The 22,225-nt window shown below is 59.4% G+C and carries 19 protein-coding genes; 4 read left to right on the forward strand and 15 right to left on the reverse strand.

Features of this window, described 5'->3' with window-relative positions:
* The first annotated feature begins 12 nt into the window (after positions 1 to 12).
* The 3 genes from PLH32_09765 (at position 13) to rpmB (ending at position 2,737) form a co-directional block, all read left to right on the forward strand.
* Positions 13 to 1,482, forward strand: coding sequence for a pyridoxal-dependent decarboxylase (locus PLH32_09765; protein HQJ64883.1), 1,470 nt, complete (start codon positions 13 to 15; stop codon positions 1,480 to 1,482).
* Positions 1,475 to 2,353 carry a D-hexose-6-phosphate mutarotase gene (locus PLH32_09770; protein HQJ64884.1) on the forward strand — a complete coding sequence of 293 codons (879 nt, stop codon included), beginning with the start codon at positions 1,475 to 1,477 and terminating at the stop codon, positions 2,351 to 2,353. The genes PLH32_09765 and PLH32_09770 overlap by 8 nt, the downstream gene beginning before the upstream one ends.
* Before the next feature lie 192 nt (positions 2,354 to 2,545).
* Entirely contained in the window at positions 2,546 to 2,737 is a 192-nt protein-coding gene (rpmB, locus tag PLH32_09775; protein ID HQJ64885.1) for a 50S ribosomal protein L28, read from the forward strand.
* Between the two features lie 48 nt (positions 2,738 to 2,785).
* On the opposite strand, the gene PLH32_09780 is transcribed toward rpmB, so the two are convergent.
* The 12 genes from PLH32_09780 to PLH32_09835 form a co-directional block, all read right to left on the reverse strand.
* Positions 2,786 to 4,384, reverse strand: a complete 1,599-nt coding sequence (locus tag PLH32_09780) for a radical SAM protein (protein ID HQJ64886.1) — start codon at positions 4,382 to 4,384, stop codon at positions 2,786 to 2,788.
* 50 nt (positions 4,385 to 4,434) lie between these two features.
* Entirely contained in the window at positions 4,435 to 5,775 is a 1,341-nt protein-coding gene (ftsZ, locus tag PLH32_09785) for a cell division protein FtsZ (GenBank protein HQJ64887.1), read from the reverse strand.
* A gap of 175 nt (positions 5,776 to 5,950) precedes the next feature.
* On the reverse strand, positions 5,951 to 7,177 hold the full coding sequence (gene ftsA, locus PLH32_09790) for a cell division protein FtsA (GenBank protein ID HQJ64888.1): 1,227 nt from the start codon (positions 7,175 to 7,177) through the stop codon (positions 5,951 to 5,953).
* Between the two features lie 27 nt (positions 7,178 to 7,204).
* Positions 7,205 to 7,927 carry a cell division protein FtsQ/DivIB gene (locus PLH32_09795; GenBank protein ID HQJ64889.1) on the reverse strand — a complete coding sequence of 241 codons (723 nt, stop codon included), beginning with the start codon at positions 7,925 to 7,927 and terminating at the stop codon, positions 7,205 to 7,207.
* Positions 7,924 to 9,057, reverse strand: coding sequence for an undecaprenyldiphospho-muramoylpentapeptide beta-N-acetylglucosaminyltransferase (murG, locus tag PLH32_09800; GenBank protein HQJ64890.1), 1,134 nt, complete (start codon positions 9,055 to 9,057; stop codon positions 7,924 to 7,926). Before murG ends, PLH32_09795 begins: the two co-directional genes overlap by 4 nt.
* Positions 9,054 to 10,274 carry a putative peptidoglycan glycosyltransferase FtsW gene (locus PLH32_09805; protein ID HQJ64891.1) on the reverse strand — a complete coding sequence of 407 codons (1,221 nt, stop codon included), beginning with the start codon at positions 10,272 to 10,274 and terminating at the stop codon, positions 9,054 to 9,056. The genes murG and PLH32_09805 overlap by 4 nt, the downstream gene beginning before the upstream one ends.
* Before the next feature lie 17 nt (positions 10,275 to 10,291).
* Positions 10,292 to 11,377 (reverse strand): phospho-N-acetylmuramoyl-pentapeptide-transferase, encoded by a 1,086-nt coding sequence (gene mraY / locus PLH32_09810; GenBank protein HQJ64892.1) that lies wholly within the window; start codon positions 11,375 to 11,377, stop codon positions 10,292 to 10,294.
* Between the two features lie 11 nt (positions 11,378 to 11,388).
* Positions 11,389 to 12,792 (reverse strand): UDP-N-acetylmuramoyl-tripeptide--D-alanyl-D-alanine ligase, encoded by a 1,404-nt coding sequence (gene murF, locus PLH32_09815; protein ID HQJ64893.1) that lies wholly within the window; start codon positions 12,790 to 12,792, stop codon positions 11,389 to 11,391.
* Positions 12,793 to 12,799: 7 nt separating this feature from the next.
* The gene (locus tag PLH32_09820; protein HQJ64894.1) at positions 12,800 to 14,950 is read right to left on the reverse strand and encodes a penicillin-binding transpeptidase domain-containing protein; all 2,151 of its coding nucleotides are present in this window, start codon (positions 14,948 to 14,950) and stop codon (positions 12,800 to 12,802) included.
* A complete protein-coding gene (locus PLH32_09825; GenBank protein HQJ64895.1) occupies positions 14,947 to 15,351 on the reverse strand; it encodes a hypothetical protein in 405 nt (134 codons plus the stop codon). Before PLH32_09825 ends, PLH32_09820 begins: the two co-directional genes overlap by 4 nt.
* Positions 15,352 to 15,355: 4 nt before the next feature.
* On the reverse strand, positions 15,356 to 16,288 hold the full coding sequence (gene rsmH, locus PLH32_09830) for a 16S rRNA (cytosine(1402)-N(4))-methyltransferase RsmH (protein ID HQJ64896.1): 933 nt from the start codon (positions 16,286 to 16,288) through the stop codon (positions 15,356 to 15,358).
* A gap of 21 nt (positions 16,289 to 16,309) precedes the next feature.
* On the reverse strand, positions 16,310 to 16,783 hold the full coding sequence (locus PLH32_09835) for a hypothetical protein (protein ID HQJ64897.1): 474 nt from the start codon (positions 16,781 to 16,783) through the stop codon (positions 16,310 to 16,312).
* A 257-nt stretch (positions 16,784 to 17,040) separates the two neighbouring features.
* Between PLH32_09835 and PLH32_09840 the strand changes: the two genes are divergently transcribed.
* Positions 17,041 to 19,863 (forward strand): pitrilysin family protein, encoded by a 2,823-nt coding sequence (locus tag PLH32_09840; GenBank protein ID HQJ64898.1) that lies wholly within the window; start codon positions 17,041 to 17,043, stop codon positions 19,861 to 19,863.
* A 61-nt stretch (positions 19,864 to 19,924) separates the two neighbouring features.
* On the opposite strand, the gene PLH32_09845 is transcribed toward PLH32_09840, so the two are convergent.
* From PLH32_09845 to PLH32_09855, 3 genes are read right to left on the reverse strand one after another with little or no spacing between them, the layout of a single operon-like run.
* Positions 19,925 to 20,899, reverse strand: a complete 975-nt coding sequence (locus PLH32_09845) for a methyltransferase (GenBank protein HQJ64899.1) — start codon at positions 20,897 to 20,899, stop codon at positions 19,925 to 19,927.
* A gap of 3 nt (positions 20,900 to 20,902) precedes the next feature.
* The gene (locus PLH32_09850) at positions 20,903 to 21,244 is read right to left on the reverse strand and encodes a hypothetical protein (protein ID HQJ64900.1); all 342 of its coding nucleotides are present in this window, start codon (positions 21,242 to 21,244) and stop codon (positions 20,903 to 20,905) included.
* A gap of 22 nt (positions 21,245 to 21,266) precedes the next feature.
* Positions 21,267 to 22,217 carry a type II secretion system F family protein gene (locus tag PLH32_09855; protein HQJ64901.1) on the reverse strand — a complete coding sequence of 317 codons (951 nt, stop codon included), beginning with the start codon at positions 22,215 to 22,217 and terminating at the stop codon, positions 21,267 to 21,269.
* Positions 22,218 to 22,225: the final 8 nt, after the last annotated feature.

Below are 22,225 nucleotides of genomic sequence, written 5' to 3' on the forward strand. Positions count from 1 at the left end.
CCAGAGGTTTTCATGGCCGATCACCCCTCTTATCACATGACACCGGAGGAGTTTCGCCGCCTTGGTTACCGCATGATCGACTGGATCGCCGGGTATCAGCAGCGGGTCGCTGAGCTGCCGGTACTCTCCCGGGCAGAGCCGGGCAGTATCCGGGCCAAGCTGCCTACGGCCCCCCCTGATCAGGGTGAGCCCCTCGATGCGGTTTTCCACGATCTTGAGGAGATCATCCTGCCGGGTCTCACCCATTGGCAATCTCCCAATTTTTTCGCTTTCTTCCCTGCCAACACCTCAGGCCCTTCCATTCTCGGCGAGCTGCTTTCAGCCGGCCTCGGGGTACAGGGCATGCTTTGGGCGACCAGCCCAGCTTGCACCGAACTGGAAACCCACATGCTCGACTGGATGGCCGATCTCCTGGATTTGCCGCGCAGTTTCCGATCATCTGGCACTGGCGGGGGCGTCATCCAGGATTCGGCCTCCGGTGCAGCGCTTTGTGCCATTCTGGCAGCGCGCGAGCAGGCGACGGCGCAGCGCAGCAACGAGATCGGCTGCGACGGCCGGCTCACGGCCTATACTTCGGTCGAAGCCCACTCCTCGATTGAAAAGGCGATCAAAATCGCCGGCATCGGCCGCGCCAACCTCCGCTTGATTCCAGTCGATGACCGCTGCGCCATGCGCACACCCTTGCTCGAGGAGGCTATCCGGACCGATTTGCAGGCCGGCCGCAAGCCCTTCTTCGTCAGCGCCACCATCGGCACCACCGCCGCTAACGGTCTCGATCCCCTTCCCGAGATCGGCCGCATCGCGGCGGACTACGGTCTGTGGTTCCATGTCGACGGGGCGATGTCCGGGACAGCCGCCCTCTGCCCGGAATTCCGCTTCATCCAGGCAGGGTTGGAATGGGCCGACAGCTACTGCTTCAATCCTCACAAGTGGATGTTTACCAATTTCGACTGCGACTGTAACTATGTCCGCGACCGCGGCGCGCTCATTCGCGCCTTGAGCATTCTGCCGGAATATCTCCGCAACCGGGCGACCGAATCGGGTGCAGTCATCGATTACCGCGACTGGCAGGTTGCTCTCGGCCGCCGCTTCCGCAGCCTCAAGCTCTGGTTTGTCCTGCGTCACTACGGCCGCGAAGGGCTGCAGTACCATATCCGCCGGCATGTGGCGCTGGCACAGCAGTTCGCCGAGTGGGTTGCCGCTGATCCCGGTTTTGAGATCGCCCTGCCTCCGCCCCTCAATTTGGTCTGCTTCCGCCACCGAGGCGGCGATCAGGCCAACCAATATATCATGGACGAGATCAACCAGAGCGGCCGGGCCTATCTCACCCATGCTATACTAGCGGGGAAACTCACCCTGCGGCTCTGCGTTGGACAAAGCGGGACGGAACTGGACCATGTCCAAGCAATTTGGCAGCGCCTTCAAGAGGCCTCGGGTCGCTGGCAGCAACAGGAAAGAAGCAGGAGAGGCGCTGATGAATAGTTCCGAAGATCCCGCCACACGTCCATTGAGCGGAAAAGGCGGCCTGCCGATGCTCGAGGTCGTCAATGGGCAGGCCAAAGCCCTGATCAGCCTCTATGGCGGCCAGGTCCTCTCCTGGGTGCCGCGCGGCGAAGAGGAGGTACTCTTCCTCAGCGAAAGAAGTCACTTTACGGCAGGCCAGCCCATCCGCGGCGGTGTTCCGATCTGCTGGCCCTGGTTCGGACCGCATCCTGCGGACCCGGCCAAACCGATGCACGGATTTGCCCGGCTGATGACCTGGCGCTTGACCTCCAGCGCCACCCTCCCGTCCGGCGCTAGCCGTATCGAGCTGATGCTGACCGAGTCGCCCGAGACCCTGGCGCTCTGGCCCCAGCCTTTCCGGCTTCTGCTCCATATCGACGTAGGCAGCCATCTGCGCATCGCTCTGACCATGGTGAACTCCGGACCGGAACCCCTGGCGACGACTTCAGCCCTGCATTCCTATTTCCGGCTCGGCAAAGCCGGCCAGGTGCACATCACCGGACTAGACGATACCTTTTACATCGATACCTTGCAGCAGGATTTGTATACCCTGCAACGCGGCAAACTCCAGGTCGACCAAGAGATCAACCGTATTTATCTCGATACCGCCAGCCTCTGTATGATCCACGATCCCCTCCTGGAAAGACAGATCGTGGTCAAGAAAGAGGGCAGCCGGTCGACGGTGGTCTGGAATCCCTGGAGCGAGCGCAGCCGCGGCATGGCCGACCTGGGTCCTGATGAATATCAATACATGGTCTGCATCGAGGCCGGCAATGTACGCCAAGACGGGCGCACCCTCGCCCCGGGCGCGAGCCACACGCTGGTGACAGAGTTTGCAGTGATCCACTGAATCCGGATCAGGCAGCCCGCATGCCACCTGGTCTGCCGCCAGAACGTGGGACCGGGAATGACGTCAGGCGGCGAGCATATTTCGGCGGTATCCATGCTCGATTTTCTGCTTGCATTTTTAATAATATTTCTTTAATTTTAACATCTAAAATCGATATTTTTTACTACTCATACATGAGCAGGAGCGCTTACGATGTCGAAAAAATGTGATATCTGCGGCAAAGGGCCCCAGGTTGGCAATAATGTCAGCCACGCCCACAATCTGACCAAGACGCGCTGGATGCCCAACATCCGCAAGATGCGTATCGTCGAGAAGGGTGCCACCCGGCAAGCCTATGTTTGCACCCGCTGTCTGCGTGGCAACAAGGTCACCAAGGCGCTTTAGGCGCAATACCGACCTGAATGAAAAAGCCGGATCCCCAATCCGGCTTTTTTATTGTGCCGCCTGCCAGCCCTGCCACAATCGATCCTTCTCCAGCCCGTTGTCGATAAAATCCCAGGGAAGTGATTCCTCCCGCCGCTTGGCGCGGTGGATCCACTCCGCGAAGCGGGGATAGATCGCGCGCCAATCGTCGCCACGATCGATCGATGCCACCAGAGCCTCCCCCACCTCGTGGTTGCCGATTGCAAAGAGGGCCTGGAAGAGTTCCTCACGCGCACTCTTGCGCCCCGCACTCACACCCTCTATCCGGTTCAACTCGGCCAGCAAATGGTTTCGCTTCTCCTTGATCTGCTTTTCGCTGGCCATCGCGGCCCACTGGAATGGGGTCCAGGGTTTGGGCACAAAGGTATTGATGCTGACGCGCACCTCGCGTTGGCTCTCCTTGCGGCAAAAAAGCGCTGCCACCTTGCGGGTGAGTTCGATCAGAGCGCGAAGATCTTCGGGCTGTTCGGAAGGCAACCCGATCATGTAATAGAGTTTGAGCTGGCGGATCGGTGACGCACCGATTCGTGCGGCGGCTTGCAGGATCGCCTCCTCCTGCAGATCTTTACGGATAGCGCGACGCAGCCTTTCGCTGCCCGCCTCGGGAGCGAGGGTGACACTGCGGAGGTCACTGGCGTCCAGGGCCAGTAGCAGAGCCTCAGAGACCCGGTCTGCTCTCAATGAGGAGAGGCTGACCTTGTGGCCGCGTGCCAACAGGCTTTCGCACAGCCGATCGAGCGGACGGTAATCGGAGAGAGCGGCTCCGACCAGTCCGATGCGATCTCCCGGATGGGCATAGCGCTCGACCTCCTGCAGAACTGCCTCGAGCGGCCAGGTTCGGAAGGGATGATAGAGATGCCCCGCAGCACAAAAGCTGCAGCCTCTTCCGCAGCCGCGTCCCACCTCCACCATGAACATCTCCAGATGCATATAGGGCGTGACCACAACCGAGGTGGCGGGGGGATGGGTGTGCACATCAAGATAGCGACGGCGGACAGCGCCCGGTGGCGGTTCCAGCCCATGAACGGCGGGCACCCACACGCCCTCCAGCTGCGCCAGCCGTTCGAGAAACGGTTCCCGGCGCCCCCCCGCATCGAGATGCTCTTGATAGGTCCCTTCAAATTCGGGGATGAATCCCTCCGCCTCGCCGACAAGAAAGCAATCTGCAACCGGCGCGAGCACCGATGGATTGTAAAACGCCGCGATGCCGCCCATCATAACGATCGGATCGCGCTCGGAGCGCTGCTGCGCCAGCAGGGGAATCCCTGCCCGTTTCAGCAGTGCAACCACATGGGGATAATCCAACTCGTAGGAGAGCGAAAAGGCAAGGATGCGGAACCGGTTGAGCGGACGCTGGGATTCCAGGGTGTGAAAAGAGGCAGCGAACGGGCCTTCCAGCTGGAAGGCCCGTTCGCCTTTGAGGAGTGGCTGCTCGTTGAACAACCGGTAGACGGTCTGGAAGCCCAGACTCGACATCCCGGTGGCATAACTATTGGGATAGACGAGCGCCAGTGGAGTGGGGCCGGTGGGAAAACTCTCACGGCGGCGGCTCTCGGCGCTGAGCAGCTTCCGGGCATGCGCCCGGAATGCCCCGACCTGATCAGCCATGCAAGCCGCCTCCGGTCATTAAAGGCGTACCTGCTGCACTACGCCTCGGTTCACAGCAGTTTCCAGCGGTTGCGGCGGCACGCCGGAATATCGAATTCACTATCGTCATGGCCGTTGCCATTGCCGGATTCAAGGGGCACATCCTGCAGGGTCCGCTCGACATCCTTCCAAGTGTAAGCGGGCTCCGGCCGGCTGGATGGCGTTTGCGACGGCGGATGCGGTTCGGACTGCGGCGGCTTGGGCCGGTTCGCCGGGATGGTCGTGCGCTGCTGCCAAGATGGATTGAGAATGTCGCGGCTCGCCTCTTTGCTGACGTGCTCATTGATCTCGTCGAGGCGGGTTACGGCAGGGATTTCCTTCTCCAGGAGTCCCCCCTGTTCGAACTTGACGCTCGTCCAGTTGCCGCTCTCACGCGGGCGGCGAACCGCACTCGAAAGCCCGGTGGAAATGACAGTGATGCGCATCTCGTCATCGAGGCTGTTGTCGATAACCGCGCCAAAAATAATATTGGCGCGCGGACCGGCTTCCTCGAAGATGATGGTGGTGGCGGCGTTCACCTCGGCCAGGCTCATCTTCGGACCACCGGTGATGTTGACCAGCAAGCCGAGCGAACCGGCGATGGAAACGTCTTCCAGCAGCGGGCTGTGAATGGCCTGCTCGGCGGCGATCTTGGCCTTGTTTTCGCCGCGGCCGACACCCGAACCCATCAAGGCATCCCCGGCTTCGCTCATGACTGCACGCACATCGGCAAAGTCCAGATTGACCAGCCCAGGCACGGTGATCAGATCCGAAATACCCTTGGTCGCGTTGAAGAGAATCTCATCGGCATAGCGGAAGGCCTTGTCGAGCGGTGTGTCCGGCGGCACGATGGAGATCAGTCTCTGGTTTGGAACAACGATGAGCGTATCGACGCACTCCTTGAGGGCGAGGATGCCTTCATCGGCGCGCATCATCCGCTTCGGTCCCTCGAAGATGAAAGGCCGCGTGACGATTCCCACGGTCAGGGCGCCGATATCGCGGGCGATCTGGGCAACGACGGGCGCAGCGCCGGTACCGGTGCCGCCCCCCATGCCGGCGGTGACGAAGACCAGATCGGCATCCGCCAGGGCATCATAAACCGCATTGCGGTCCTCTTCGATCGCACGCTGGCCCTTCGTGGGATCGGCTCCGGCACCCAGACCCTGCGTGGTCTTGGTCCCGATGCGAATCTTGGTGGGCGCCATGCAGTACTCCAGCGCCTGTTCATCGGTATTGATGGCGATAAACCCTACGCCCTTCAGCCCTTCGGAGATCATGCGCGTCACCGCGTTGCCGCCTGCGCCGCCGACACCGACCACCTTGAGCACCGCGCTGTTGGGATTCACATCATCGAAATCAAATGTCAGATTCATAGCCGGCTCCCTTGTGCTAAATAGATCTTCCGTCAGACCTATCCCTAGTCTGGTGGATGATTCGGGTCCCATATGTTACCCCTCTCTTTGTTGACCTGGCCGCCGGAGCTATCCCTTCTCCTCGGTCCAGGGTGGTGATACTTCCCGCCTGAGATTTCGGCTGGGTAAAGTCGCGCTATAATTTGCGGTCGAACAGCTGCTTGAATTTTCCGTAAAGCGAAGTAAAGCTCTTTTTCTTCGGCTCCACTTCCTCGTCGCGGTGTTTGATGGCATACTGGATCAGGCCCACGCCTGTGGCGCTTTGCGGTGTGCCGGCCTCGTTAATCATACCGGTGAATCCCGCCGGATGGCCAATCTTGACGGGCATGTTAAAGATCTCCTCGGCCAGTTCCATCGTGCCGGGCAGTAACGAGGCCCCACCCGTCAGCACCAGACCCGTCGTCATCAGATTGACATAGGTCGACTTTTTGATCTCTTCATAGATGATGGTCAGGATCTCCACCATGCGCGGCTGAATGATATCGACCAGCAGGCCCTTGGAGATTCGGCGCGACGGCCTTCCATGGATGCCGGGGACCTCGACTACCATATCCTTGTCGCCCTCGCTGTGCAGGGCATGGCCGTGCTCGATCTTGAGTCGTTCGGCCGACTCGATCGGTGTGCGAAGCATGATGGCGAGATCGTTGGTGACGTTGCGGCCGCCGAGAGCGACCACGGCGGTATGGCGGATGCAGCCCTCATAAAAGAGGGCGATATCACTTGTCCCGCCGCCGATATCGACCAGGATCACGCCGAGTTCCTTTTCGTCATCACTCAGCACCGAATAACTGGAGGCCAGGGGCTCGAGCACCAGGTCAGCAGTAGAATAACCCGCCTTTTCGATGCAGCGGTAGATGTTCTGGGCCGAGGCGATCGCGCCGGTGACGATATGGACCTCGGCCTCAAGACGCACGCCGATCATGCCGATCGGGTCACGGATGCCACGCTGGTCATCGACAATGAATTCCTGCGGCAGAATGTGGATCACTTCGCGATCGAGGGGTAGGGCGACAGCGCGCGCCGCCTCGATGACGCGGCGGACATCCTCCTGGCTCACCTCATTGTCCTCTCCAGATATCGCGACCACACCGCGGCCGTTGATGCTGCGAATATGATCCCCGGCGATCCCGGCATAGACCATATCCACCTTGACGTCGGCCATCTCTTCGGCGCGCTCGACGGCTTGCTGGATGGAATGGACCGTCTTCTCCGCATCCACAACAATACCATACCGCAGGCCTTCAGAGGGCGCAGTACCGACGCCGATGATCTTGATCTCCTGGGCCTCATTGACCTCGGCGATATAACAGCCGATCTTGGTGGTGCCGATGTCCAGCCCTGCAATGATATCGATTTCATCCATATGATTATCCTTATCTCGCATTCGCGGTCATGATTTCTTTTTGACGACGATTTGGCTGGCCATGCGCGCGTCCAGACATCGGATGTTGCCCATGAGGGTGGACGGTCCGAGCTGGCTCAGGAAGACATCGAGATTTCTCGCCTTCGCTGCCAGATCATCTTGCCCGAGCAGTACCGGCAGCATACCGGTTTGTGAAAAATAGGCCACCAAGCCGAGTTCCGGGTCGCAGTGGACCTCGGAAAGTTTCTGGCCCAGCAGGCTGCTGCGGCCATTCACCTCAGAGATAAACGCCATCGCCTGATGAAAGAGGAAACCGTCCAGCTGCCGCGAGTGGGTATTAAAGCGCAGACCGGGGCCGGTTATGACCGGCAGATTAGGTATGGGCTCATCTTCCTGAAGTGCGAGGATATTGCCCTTGCCGTCCACCCCCCGGATCCGTCCGGCTGCCAGCAGGACGACCGGACGGCCTGATTTTACTCCCGCCTGCAGATACAGCTTGCATTCGCGCGACTCCAGCGTCAGCATCTCCTTTTCCTCGTCGGCACGGCGGATCTTGTCTTCCAGTTTCTGGCGCAGCTCGTCCCCATCCACATACTGCAGGGCATTCTGGGTCGCCATTTGATCGATGGACAGGACCGGCTCTTCGCTGTCGTGGGCTTCAAGCAGCTGCTGGGTGATGAACAGCGCGGCCACGAGGGCAAAACTGAAAAAAAGCATAACCTTGCTGTACTGCAGAACGCGTTGAGTCATGCAGCCCCCCCCTTCTTGGAGTCCAGGTTCAGAACAGCGCGAGCGAGGTCGGCGCTGGCGGAGGCGTACGCCGCCTCCCGTGCGATATGTCCCATCTGTTCACGCCGTTCGGGGTCGGCGAACAGGGCGATGATCTCTGTCGCCAGATCATGGTGCTCAAGATCGCGCTCCAGGATAACCACGGCCGCGCCGCGTTGCGCCAGGGCAAGCGCGTTGGCCTCCTGATGATTTCCGGCTGCAGCGGCAAATGGAATCAGGATGGACGGCAGTCCACACACCGCGATCTCAGCCAACGTCAGCGCCCCTGCCCTGCTCATCACCACATCCGCCGCCCTGTAGGCCAGGGGCATTTCGGTGATGAAATCTGTCATCCACACACGATCCTCACACCCGACAAGTGCCTGCCGTACCGCTTCCTGATTCCATTTTCCGCTGCTCCAGATGAGCTGCATCTCCGACTCTGAGAGCAGACGGGACAACATACCGATAACCGCTTGGTTGATCACCCGGGCCCCCTGGCTGCCTCCGAAGACCAGCAGCGTCGGACGGTCCGGATTCAAGCCGAAATGACGCCGTGCCTCTGCCGGCGTAACCGACACCTGAAAATCGCGCACCGGATTTCCGGTCGCATAGACATTCTTCCGTCCCGCAAAATAAGGCCGCGCCTCCACAAAACCGAGGTGCACCTGGTCCACCCAGCGCGCCAGAAGCCGGGTAGTGACGCCGGGAAAGCTGTTCTGCTCCTGAATCAGCGTCGGACGCCCGAGCAGATGGGCCGCCAGCAGGATGGGGCCGCTGACATAGCCGCCGGTACCGACGACCACCCGGGGCTGCACCCGCCGCACCACCCTGACGCTCTGCACCAGGCTCCAGATCAGCAAAAAAGGCAGTGCCAGATTGATCCAGAAGCGACGCCGGGCAAAGCCGCGGATGGGGATGCGGTGCAGTGGGTATCCCAGTTCCGGTACGATGCGCGATTCGACACCGCGCGCAGTGCCCGCAAAATGGATCTCCGCCTGCGGATTCAGCTTGCGCAGTTCCGACGCGATGGCGATGGCCGGGTAAAGATGGCCGCCCGTCCCGCCGCCGGCGAACAGGTAGGCCGGTTTCCGCTTTCCGGTGCGGTTCATCGAACACTCCGGCGTAAAGAGACGGTTTGCCGGACCCGGGTCCGGCTGGAGAAGAGGTGAGCCTTCTCCGGAAAGGCGCGCTCTTCAACCCGCTGCCGGTATTCGCGCCAGCCCGGACTCTTGGCGTAGGCCGGACTGCCTTGAGCGGAAATGTTGAGCAACAGGCCAAGCGCGCAGAGATGGGTCACCAGCGAGGTGCCACCGTAACTCAGGAAGGGCATCGGAATGCCCGTCGTGGGAAGCAGCCCGATAACCACCGCCGCATTGACGAGCGCATAGCTTGCATAGCAGGCGGTGATGCCCCCGGCCAGATAGCGTCCGGTCGCATCGGGCGCCTGCTGAGCAATAATCAGGCCGCGGTGAATGATCACCAGGAAGAGCAGCAGCACACCGATCGTGCCGATCAGCCCGTATTCCTCACCGATCATGGCAAAAATAAAGTCGTTGTGAGCCTCCGGGAGAAAAAGATATTTCTGGCGGCTGCCGCCGATGCCCACCCCGAAAATCCCGCCCTGCACCAAAGCGATAATCGACTGTTTGAGGTGGGGGTGCATCTCGCCGCCGATCGCACGCAGATGGTCCGTGATCCGTATCAGCATATACTTGTTAAAACTGGCATAGATCAACGCCAGACTCAGGGCGGACATGGCGGTGGCGGCCAAATAGCTGACGCGGACTTCGGCAATGAAAAAAACCGTGAAGACTACGAGCATCGTCAGTGCAGCCGTCCCCATGTCATGCTCCATAGCGATGGGTCCGACAATCAGTAAGGCCAGCACAAAGAGTTGGGCATAGATTGCTAGATCATCCAGGTGCTCGCGCCATTCGTGCAGCTTCAGCGCCAGCACCATAATCAGGGCATAGCGTGCAAAGTCCGAAGGCTGGAAACTGAAGAAATAGAGGTTGATCCAGCTCCGCGCACCGTTACGTGGAGTGATGAACGGCACCCGCAACAGGAGTATGATCAGCAGCGCGAGTGAAATCCAGAAGAATGGCCAGGCATAGTGCAGCCATTCGCGGTAATCGCGCCGAGCGATGATAACCATCAGCGTCAGGCCGATGATGGCGCGGACCAGCTGTTTGGTGAAAAAATAGGCGCTGTCGCCGTAACGAATTTCCGAACGGTACGAGCTGGCCGAGTAGATCGCTGCTGCACCAAGGATGACCAGAACCAGGATGCACGTAAGCAGGGCGAAATCCGTGCGGGCCCAATCCATTTTTTTATGCGTTGCCGTCATCGTATTTTGAAGGTTGTCAGAGTTAAAAGCGCCAAAATAATACCCACAATCCAGAAGCGGATGACCACCTTGGGTTCCGCCCAACCACTCAGTTCGAAATGGTGGTGGATCGGAGCCATTCGGAAGATCCTCCGGCCGGTTCGCTTATAATGGCCGACCTGGAGGATCACCGAAAGGCTCTCGATCACAAAGATAGCGCAGATCAAAAGGAGGAGGAGCTCCTTTTTAACCAGTACCGCTACCGCACCAATCGCGCCGCCCAGTGCCAGAGCGCCCGTATCGCCCATGAAAACCTGCGCGGGGTAGGCATTGTACCAGAGAAATCCGAGAGCGGCGCCGAAGAGCGCGGCGCAAAAAACCGCCAGTTCGCCGGCCTCGGGTAGATAAATGATGTTGAGATAGTCACTGAAATCGACACGGCCGGTGACATAGGCGATCAGACCGAAAGCGGTCGCCGCGATGGCGATAAGGCCGATCAGCAATCCATCCAGTCCATCTGTCAAATTGGAACCGTTGGACATTGCCGTGATGACGAATGCGACGATGAAAATGTAAAAAAAGCCGAACTCGAGTTCGAAATCCTTGAGAAAGGGGATCGTGGTCGAGGAGCGTTCGCTCGCCACAGTCGGAAGAAAATAGACCACCAGGCCGACGAATAGACCGATGGTGATCTGCCCCACCAGTTTGTAGCGGCCGATCAAGCCCTTGGGCATCTTTTTGACAATCTTGAGATAATCATCCAGCAGGCCCAGCATGCCCAGCCAGAGGGTCACGATCATCACCACCCAGACGCAGGTCTCGCCCACCTTGGCCAGAAGGAGCGTGGGCAGCAGGGTGCTGACCAGAATCAGGATGCCACCCATGCTCGGCGTTCCACGCTTGCTGAGATGGGTCTGTGGCCCGTCTACGCGGACCTCTTCGCCGATCTGCATCTCCCGCAACTTGCGGATCAAAACCGGCCCAATGAGCAGGCTCAACAGCAGAGCCAGGAGCACGGCGCTGGCCGCGCGGAAGGAGATATAACGGAATAGATTGAAGAGGATGAAATCGTCTTTAAGGGGCTCAAGCAAGTAGTAAAGCATGACTCTATCCGCTAGTTAGATTGAGCATCCAAATGACGCATAATCCCATCCACCAGGGTCTCCATTTGCATGCCGCGCGAGCCTTTGAAGAGCAGGACATCATCGGGGTGGATAGAACCGATCAGCTCCTGCTCGAGTTCCTGCTTGGAGCTAAAGTGGCGCGCCGCCAGGCCGAGTTCGTCGGCCCGTTCCAGAGTCGCGAGGGTTTCACGTCCATACAGCCAGATGCTTTCGATATGCAGCTGGGCGGCCAGATCGGCCAGCTTGCGGTGCTCGCCGGTGGAATAGCTGCCGAGTTCCAGCATATCGCCGAGCACTGCGAAGCGCCGTCCCTTGCCGCCGAGGGCCAGATCGGCCAGAGTGTGAAGCGCCGCGGCGCAGCTGCCGGGATTGGCGTTGTAGGTATCGTTGATCAATACCACCCCGCCCTTGCGGAGAAGGACCATTCGTTTGTCCACAGCCGTGAGCGTAGACAATCCGGCGGCGATCTCCCCGGCTGTCAGATCGAACTGGACCCCTACCGCCGCTGCCGCCAGGGCATTGCCGGCATTGTGGCGCCCGCTCAGCGGCAACTTCACCTCCCGGCCCAGCAGACGCAGCGTGTAGTGCGCCTCCGCATCGCAACCGAGGATCTCGGCGCGGAGATCGGCGGGATGATCGAATCCATAGGAGTAGGTCCGGGCCAGCGGATAGATCTGGTTCCGAAGGATGGGATCATCCGCATTGAAAAGTGCGAGACCCTCGGGCCGGCAGTGGTTAAAGATTTCAAATTTCGCACGGGTAACCCCGGCCAGATCCTTGAAAAATTCAAGATGGGCGAAGCCAATGGCGGTGACCAGGGCCATGTCCGGCTGGACCAGCCCGCTGAGAAGATCAAGTTCGCCGAAATGGTTGGTCCCCAGCTCGGCCACGAGAATCTGGTGATCGTCGCGCAAGGACAAAAGCGTCAGGGGGACGCCGATATGGTTGTTGAAAGAATGAGCGTTGCGGAGCACGCCGTACTTTTGCGCCAGCACGGCATGGATGGCCTCCTTGGTGGTGGTTTTGCCCACGCTGCCGGTGACTGCCACAACCTTGATCTGAAAGGTTTTCCGGTAGGCGCGCGCAGCGGACTGGAGACCTTTCAGGGTATCGGGAACAACGATGAGGCGTGTCATAGCCGGTAGAGGATGCTGGCTGGCGTACCAGTTCTCCGAGACCATGGCAGCCGCGCCGCCGGACTCGAGGAAGGGGCGGACAAAGTTATGACCGTCGAACTGTTCGCCGGTCAGGGCGATGAAAAGCTCGTCCGGATGGGCCGTGCGCGAGTCGGTGGAGACGCCGCCAAGGCAGCGCGACAGCAGGGCCGGATCGCCGGTCCAGTTGCCGCCGCTCCAGTGCACGATATTGGCCAATGTCAAATCCGCATAAGCCACGTTCTACTCAGAAGATTAACAGTTTTCTCAAGTCGATGGAGGATTCGCAGACCAGCAGCACCTGATCGCCGGGCTTGGCATGGCGGCCGGGGGGCGGCTGTTGCGAGATTACCTTGCCGCTGCCGCTGACTACTGCGGTAATGCCCTCGGCGGCAAGAACATTCAGGGCATTGCGAATCGGCAAACCGGTCACACGCGGCACCAGATGCCTAGCCTCCTCACCAGAATCGTCCCGGCAAACCAGGCGAATCGTCGCGGGGATCAAAATCTCCGCTCCGGCTTTGGGGGTCTGCTCGACCACCACGCCCTGACGGCCGGTGATATCCAGCTCGAGGTTGAGATCGCCGGCCATCTGCACCGCTGCGGCCCGATTGAACCCGATAAAACTCGGCACAATCCTGCGATCTTGCTTGACAAATTTCAGATCCAACTCTTCACCCTCCTCCGCCTCCACATCAACCCCGCGCTGATACAGGATCTGCTGGGCTATCCTTCTGAAGCAGGGCGCCGCAACATCTCCTCCCAGATAGCTCCCCTTGGGATTATCGATCATCACGTAGATCACCACTTCCGGCTGATCTTTCGGGAAAAAACCGCCAAAGTTGGCAATATACTGCCCCTTGATGTACCCGCCGCCGCCGCTGCGCACCATGCGCGCCGTCCCGGTCTTCCCGCACACCGTCAGCCCCTCGAGCTGCGCCTTTTTGGCCGTGCCTTCCTTCACCACATCCGCCATCATCGCCTTGAGCATCTCCGCCGTCTCCGTTGAAATCACCCGGCGGATCGCTTTCGGAAGGTTCCGCTCCCGAATATGCCCCTCAGCGTCCTGGACCTCGCGCACGATATAGGGGGTGAGCAGGGTGCCACCGTTGGCGATCGTGCAAAACATATTCGCCATCTGGAGGGGGGTCACCGCGATCTCATGGCCGAACGCCATGGCGTAGGGGGTGAAACCCGACCACTGCGCCATGTCGCGCAGCTGCCCGCTGGCCTCACCGTCCAACCCGACTCCCGTCCTGGCGCCGAACCCGAAGTCGCGCGCATAGCGGTAGACCAGGCTTTTGTCCTTGTCCCGAATCGATTTAGCCATGCCTATATTACTGGACTTAGCAATGATGTCGTGCATGGTCAGCATGCCATAGGGATGCACGTCATGGATCGTCTCCCCCATAACCGTCCATTCCCCATTCTCGCAAAAGATCTTGTCGTTCGGGGAGTAGATCCCCTCATTGAGTAGCCCGGCCATCGTCACCAGCTTGAACGTCGATCCTGCCTCGAATTGATCGGTGATCGCGCGCAGACGGTACGAGGAGGGGGAATACTTGCCGTAGGCATTGGGATTGAAGCCGGGCTCCGAGGCCATGGCCAGGATCTCGGCGGTCTTGGGATCCATGATGATGGCGACGCCGCTGTCGGCGCTGGTCTCCTGCAGCGTCCGGCGCAGCTCGCGATGTGCGATGCCCTGGTAGGAGGCGTCGATGGTCAGGACGATATGGCCGCCCGGCTCAGCCTCCTGCATCGGATAATCAGGATGATAGAAGGTGAACTGATTGCCGACGGCGGTCTTTTGCTTGACGGCATAGCCTGGCACCCCATAGAGCACCGACTCGTAGCGTTTTTCAACGCCGCTGATCCCGTGACCATCGGCATCCATGAAACCAAGAATCTGGCTGCCCACTTCGCCCAGAGGATATTGGCGTGCGTACTCCTTGATGATGCTGATGCCCTCGAGTCCGAGCGCCTCGACCTCAAGACCGGTTTGCCGCGACGCGCGCCGTACCAGATAGCCGAAGGTGCGATCCTTGCGCAGTTTGGCCTGCAGAGTCGAGCTGGAGATGCCGAGGACGCGGCTCAACTTGCGCGCGGTGGCGCCCGTATTGGAGATGCGGAGCGGATAGGCGCCAATCGAAACCGAAGGAACATTGATCGCGAGCGGCCGCATGCGGCGATCGAAGATGCCGCCGCGCACCGGATCGAGCCGGACCTCTTGTAGATACTGCTTCTCAGCGAGCAATTCGAATTTCTCCCGCATAAAGATTTCGATGTAAAGCAGGCGCAGGATCAGGACCAAAATGAAGACATAGATCAATCTGTAGTACAGCTGCAGCCGTGATTGATCCTGGCGTTGCTGCTGGGTGCGGTTGTAGGTGTAGTTCATGGCTTGTCAGCGCTTTTCTTCCCTGCGCGCCCCGCGTGGTCGGGTTCGCGCTGCCAATCATCCAGTATATCAATGAGTTTATCGAGAATATTTTTCTCTTTCAGCTTGAGCGTGGGCACCGGAACCAGCTTGAGATCGCTCCGGGCCAGATCATCCATCCGCTGCATCGAACGCAGCTCATCGATACGCACTTCGAGCAGGGCATTTTCTCCCTGGAGCGTGAGGAGCTGCTGCTGCAGCGCCCCGTTGCGCCGCAGCTGATGATCAACATCGACCTTTTGCCACACCTTTAGAAACACCAGCAGTGCGATTATGCCGAGAATCACGAACACCCGCTCGCGGTTGCGCTGGTATTGACTCTTGCGGGCAGGAGGGCGATATCGGGTCGAGTTGGGTCGCATCGTTTCAGGCCTGCTGCAGTTTTTCGGCCACGCGTAATTTGGCGGAACGCGCGCTCGGATTGAGGGCCACTTCCGCCGCCGCCGGAACGACCAGCTTCCCGATGACCCTAAGCTGCGGCACCGCGCCACAAACGCATACAGGCAGTTTCGGCGGACAAATACAGGGATCGGCCTGCTGGCGAAAGTACTCCTTGACGATCCGGTCTTCCAGTGAATGGAACGAAATCACGCCGAGGCGGCCACCTGGCCGAAGGGCGGTGAGCGCCTGAGGCAGAAACAACTCCAGATTCTTCAGCTCGTCATTGACAAAGATGCGCAGACTTTGAAACACACGGGCACAGCTTTTGACGGCAAAGGGGCCCGGGACCACGGAGCGCACGATCGCGGCAAGCTGGCTGGTGCGTTCGATCCGGCACTTGCTACGCGCACGGACAATGGCCTGCGCAATACGCCGCCAAGCGCGCTCCTCACCCAGGGTGCGGATGATGACACCAAGCCGCTCGGCATCGAATTCATTGACGACCTCGGCGGCGCTCATTCCGCTTTGCGGATCCATCTGCATGGATAGCGGCCCGTCGGCGGAAAACATAAATCCCTTCTCCGGATCAGTAATTTGTAGGGTGGAAATACCCAGGTCGGCGAGAATAGCATCTACATGGCCCCTATCGGAATCGGCCAGAAGGGTCTCAAGATCGCGAAAATTCCCGCGCACAACCTGAAATCGATCTGTATAACTGGCCAGCCGCTGCCGCAGCCTCCGCAAGGCCTCAGGATCTCTGTCGATGCCCACAACCCGTCCTGCAGACGGCATGGTCTGCAAGAACGCCTGCAGATGACCGCCGTCGCCGGCCGTTACATCATACACCAGCTTTGCTTGCCGGGCCTGGAGCAGCTCGAGAACCTCCCGGACGAGCACGGACTGGTGAAATCCTTCCATTACGCCTCCCCGATGATCAGTTCAACTCGGGGAAGATGAGCCGGATGCGCTGAGTGAAATCCGGCTGAAAATATCCTGAATGGTCTCCTCGCTCGCCAGGGCATCTTCCTTGTAGAGCGCCGGGTTCCAGATTTCAAAGACTTCGCCACACCCCACCACCAGCACCTCACCATCCTCGGGCAGCTCGGCATAGGCCACCAGGTTCTCCGGCAGAATCAGCCGGCGCTGCTTGTCGAGCTCACAATCCGACGCGGCACCGATGATATGGCGTTTCATAATTTGCTTGGATTTTTCATCCACATTTAATTTATTTAAGGAGGAGACCAACGCTTTCCATTCATCCCGGTAATAACCGGTGAGGCACTTGCCGATCCCTCGGGTGATCTTGATCCGGTCCCGCAACCCATCTTCCTGCGAATAGTACAACTTCGCCGGAAGCGCCAGGCGCCGGTTGGCATCGAGGGTGATGGTATAGGATCCGGAGAGTTCGGCCATGGTTTTATCTACCCCAAATGAAAGGGGAAAATCTCCAAAAATTTCCAAAAATTAGCAGTAATTAACCAAATTACTCCATTTCTATCCATAAGATAGCTTATTAGCTTTTAAAAATCAAGCAAAAAAAGCGTTTTTATTATTTATTTTGCCCCCAGGGGAATGGCCTGCAGCTTCTGGCAGCAACAGCTATCTCACATAATATCAAGTTGATAGTAGGAACCCATCCCTACAGCCTATTTCTATCAGGGAGTTCTTCCATGCCCCTTCTCCGCCCGGTTTTTCTGCTGACCTGGCTCTTCGCCGTCCTCGCTGCGGCTGCCCCCTTCCGTTTGCCTTGCGACAAGTATCGTCTCCCGAACGGACTCGAGGTAATCCTGTACCAGGATCACTCCGACCCGGTGATCGCCGTGGCCATTCAATACCATGTTGGCTCGAACCGTGAGGTTCAGGGACGTACCGGCTTTGCCCATCTCTTTGAACACATGATGTTTCAGGAGTCCGAGCATATAGGGCAGGACCAGTTTTTTACAAAGATTCAGGGCGCCGGCGGCGAGCTCAATGGCGGCACCAACACCGACGGCACCATCTATTTCGAAACCGTGCCGCGAAATGCTCTGGAGCTGGTCTTGTGGCTCGAATCCGACCGCATGGGTTTCCTGCTGGGAACCGTTACCGCCTCGGCTTTCGCCAATCAGCAGAGTGTGGTCCAGAACGAAAAACGGCAGAATTACGACAACCGCCCTTATGGCCACACCAATTACGTCATCGGCAAGCTGCTTTATCCCCCCGGCCATCCCTACAGCTGGGAGGTCATCGGTGAGATGGCGGATCTCCGCCGCGCAACTCTGGCCGACGTGCACGATTTTTACAGAAAGTGGTACTGCCCGAACAACGCCACGCTGGTGGTGGCCGGGGATTTGGATCCTGTGCAAACGCGCGCGTGGATTGAAAAGTATTTCAGCGAGATTCCCGCACGAGAGGAAGTACAGCCGCTGAAGCCGATGCCGGTTCGGCTTGACTCAAGCCGTCGCGCCTGCTTCGAGGATCCTTTTATCAAATCCCCCGAGCTCACCATGGTCTTTCCGACGGTGCCGCAATTCACCCGCGAGGGTCACGCCCTGAGTTTTCTGGCCGAGCTGCTTGCCGGCAACAAAAAATCACCGCTCTACCAGTTACTGGTCGAAGAAGAAAAGCTCGCCCCTGCGGTGCACGCTTGGCAGGCCAGCCAGGAGATTGCTGGCACCTTTTCCATTCGGGTGCGCGCCTTTCCGGAGATCCCCTTGAGCCGGGTTGAAGAGGCGATCCAGCGCGCCCTGACGCGGTTCGAGAGGCGCGGCTTCACCGCCCGGGACTTGCAGCGCTGCAAGGCAGGCCTGGAGACCAGTTGGTACAATCGCATTTCGAGTGTCTTGGGCAAGTCGATGCAATTGGCCCATTACAATGAGTATGCCGGTTCTCCGGACTATATCACCACGGATCTCGAGCAAGCAAAGTCGATTACGACCAGAGAGATCTGGCAGGTCTACTCCGCCTGCATCAAGAGCAAGCCGTATGTCCTGACCAGTTTCGTGCCGCAGGGCCGCCGCGATCTCGCGGCGGCCGTCTCCCTCCCCTTTGTTCTGCCTGAAGAGCACGCACCCGGTATTAATATCGTCGAGACTACGGCCGCGTCCACCGTGCCGGTATCCGCTGCTGCGGCGCCCGACGCCTTCGATCGCTCCATCGAACCTCCTCTGGGCCCCGAGCCCCTGCTGCGTTCCCCGCAGATCTGGCGCGAAAGTCTGAAAAACGGCATGACACTTTCCGGCATCAGCCAGCCTGAACTGCCGCTGCTTCAAGCCTCGCTGATTCTCCAGGGCGGAGCGCTGCTCGATGAGGCGGGGAAGAGCGGCACGGCCAGTCTCCTTGCGGCCTTGATGATGGAGGGAACCCGGTCAAAAACGCCGGCAGAGCTTGAGGAAGCGATCGCCGAACGGGGGGCCACCCTCTCCCTGTCCGCCTCAGGTGATGCGATCACCCTCACGGCCACCTCACTTTCCTCACGTTGGCCGGAGGTGATGGCTCTGATCACGGAAATCCTCCTCGAGCCGCGATGGGATGAAAAAGAATTTGCCCGGTTGCAGCAGGAGGCTCTGGAAAACATCCGGCGAAATCAGAGCAACCCTGCGGTGATCGCCAACCAGGCCTTCAACCGGATCGTGTACGGCGATGACCATCCGCTTTCCCGGCCGGTCGAGGGTACCACCGCAGAGGTCACCTCCCTGACTCTGGCTGATCTCAAAGAGGCTTACCAGGAGCAATTCACCCCCTGGCGCGCACATTGGTCGCTCGCCGGTGACATCGATGCCAGACGGGCAGTAAAAAGTCTGCGCTCGCTGGAGAGACGCTGGCAAGGCGAAGAGAGCGCCTTGACTGCACCGCCCCCACCCTCTTCCTCCTCCGGCCGACGGCCCGTGATCTATTTCATCGATTTTCCGGGGGCGCGGCAGTCGGAGGTGCGCGCCGGACATCTCGCCCTCGCTGCGCGCGATGCGGATTTTTTCCCCGCGACGGTGATGAACTACAAACTAGGCGGATCGTTCAACGGTATTCTCAACCTCATCCTTCGCGAGGAGAAGGGCTTCACCTATGGCGCCCGCTCCCGCTTCAACGGCGGTTACTGCGCCGGCACCTTCATGGTGTCGACCAGCGTCCAGTCCAATGCGACCCTCGAGACCGTGGAGATCATCCGGGATGAAGTGCAGCGCTACCGGCAAGGTGTCGCCGAAGCGGATCTGCTTTTCAGCAAGAACGCCCAGCTCAGGGCCTACGCGCGCAGCTATGAGAGCCTGCGGGCTCTGGTGGGTTTGCTCGAACAGATGGCGCTCTATGACCTGCCGGGCGATTGTGTCGAACAGCGCCAGGCCTATATCCGTGGCCTGTCCAATTTCCGGCATACGGCGCTAGCGCAAAAATATCTTCATCCGGAGCACATGATCTATCTCGTGGTGGGAGACGCCAGAACCCAGTTGGGCGCGTTGCGGGAAGTGGGATGGGGCGAGCCGGTCTTGTTGGACCGGGAAGGCCATCCGCTCCCTTGAGACAAAAAAAGAGCCCTCTATGAAGAGGGCTCTTTTTTTGGGGAGCATGTGAGGAGAGAATTCAAAAAAGATGCGGGATGAAACGATGCTGCACCTGAGCCATATACTGCCGATATTCCGGATCGCGTGCGAGGAGTCGTTCTTCAGCCAGGGCGCGATAGATCTGTCCGGCTGCGATCAAACTGCCGAGTATCAGGTTGCTCCGACCGGGGTTGCCGAGGAGAAAAGCGGCCACGAAAAGGAGCTCGCCGGCATAAAGGGGGTGGCGCACCAGCCGGTAAGCACCGGCAGTTTTGACCTTGCGATTCGCCGGAACGATGCCAAAACTCTTGCCGAGGCTGGCCAGGGCTAAAAGAATGGCCAGAATTGCGCCGAGTTGAAGAGCGAACGACAGGCCCGGTGCTATCCCGTCGCCGGTTGCGGGCCGCAGCAAGAAAGAGAGCACGACGGTGGCGATTGCCACGGCCCAGTCCACTCCATTCGTAGAGATCTCCGCGCTGGGCCGGCGCGTCAGGAAAAGGTAAATGAGCAGGGTATTGTAGATGAGCAGGCCCAATCCGGTCAGACTACGCTGCGGCAGCCAGCTGTTGAGCGCAGCCAGGAAAAATCCTGCCCAAAGAAGTCCCATAACGATATTGCACGGCACATGTAAAAACTGCCGCCAGGCCATCGGGCTGGACTGGGGGGTCGCATCGCATACAAGTTCAAGCCGGTCACCGAGTTGCACACCTTCTAGAGGATCCGGATCCGCAGACCACTCCAGGACATCTCGGGCATGGCGCACATGGGCGATGATCCGGCCAGGCGGCAGCGCCCGTTCCAACCGGATGACCTTGCCCTGGCTGTCGAGAAAGGCCACCCCCAGCGCGTGCGGGAGAGAGAAGGTATGAATCCCGCTGCAATTGCGGATCAGCAGCACCCTGGGCCCGGATTCCGGGATCAAGGTGAGAAAACCGAGCAGGCGATGGATGCGAGTTTGGGCGCAGAAAAGGCGATGCCGTGGATGCTGCCCGGTGGAAAGGTTGGCGATGGACATGAATCACCAGATCTTCAGAATCAGGATATCCTGCTTGGCCAGAGTGACGCGGCGATCCACTGGTGTGGTATTCCCCTCGATGGTCTTGAATTCATATCCCGGACTGATTTCGATCTGCGCGCCGTCAAAAGCGAGAAACTTACCGCTGATCTTGCGGCCGTCGCGGAGATGGACCTCCGCCCGGCTCGCCGGCATCGGCAGGTTGTTGCGCAGATCGTAAATCTGATCCTCGATCAGGACCAGGCTGGGCATCGAGGTCGGGGTCGTATAGCGATGCAGGGGCGCGGCGCAGCAAAGCAGCAGGGCGCCGATCGTCACCAGGAAACAGCGGTGCGCAAAGTTCATCAAGCGGACTCCTCAGGCAGAGCTACCTGCCAGTAATCGTTGAAAAAGTCTTCATGATGCTCATAAATCCGGGCCCGAGCAGGACGATGAAGAGGGCCGGAAATATAAAGAGAACCAGCGGGAAAAGCATCTTGATGCCAGCCTTGGCTGCTTGTTCCTCAGCGGATTGCCGCAAGCGGGTGCGCAGCGAATCGGCCTGGGCGCGCAGGGTATCCCCTACACTCGTGCCGAGTTTGTCGGCCAGGATCAGCGCCCCCACCAGGATACGCAGGTTTTCCACCTTGTTGCGCTCGCACAGATTGCGCAGGGCCTTTTCCCGTGCCAGCCCGGTACGCATCTCCTGGGTGACCTGGAGCAGCTCGCTGCTGAGCACCGGGGCGCGCAATCCGAGTTCCTGGGCGACGCGGAGCAGGGCGGCGTTGAGGCCAAGTCCGGCCTCCATGCAGATGACCAGCAGGTCCAGGGCATCGGCCAAGCTCTCGCCGATTTCCTGCCGCCGCTGGGCGGCGTGGTAGCGCAGCACCAGGTCGGGGAGGCGCATGCTGATGAGAATTACCAACAGGGGAGCGGCCAGTGCCATGAGAGGCTGGGCGATCAACCGGTGCACAAAGAGGAAGTAACAGAGCACAAAAAAGAGCAGGCTGAGGATGCGCATGCCCATCAGCATGACGGGTGCATATTCGTGCTGGATGCCAGCCTCCAGCAGGAGTTGTTTGGAACGGGAGCGCTCCTTTTCACTGGATTTCCCCAGTCGCCCCAGGGTGATGAGCATTTTTTCGATCCCGGCAGGCAGATCGCTCTGCCGCAGCGCATCATGTATGGCCACCGGTTCTGAAGCCGTCGTGGAATGAGCCACAAGCTTCTTCACACGCCGGGTGGTTGGATCGAGGCGGTTGCGTAATCGGCGCAGCAGGAGGAAAAAGAGCGAAAAGGCCGCGAGAAAAACCCCGGCTAAAACCAGATAGAGTGTCATCCCAGCCT

This window comes from bacterium, from assembly GCA_035419245.1.
Taxonomy (GTDB): Bacteria; Zhuqueibacterota; Zhuqueibacteria; order Residuimicrobiales; family Residuimicrobiaceae; genus JAKPUX01.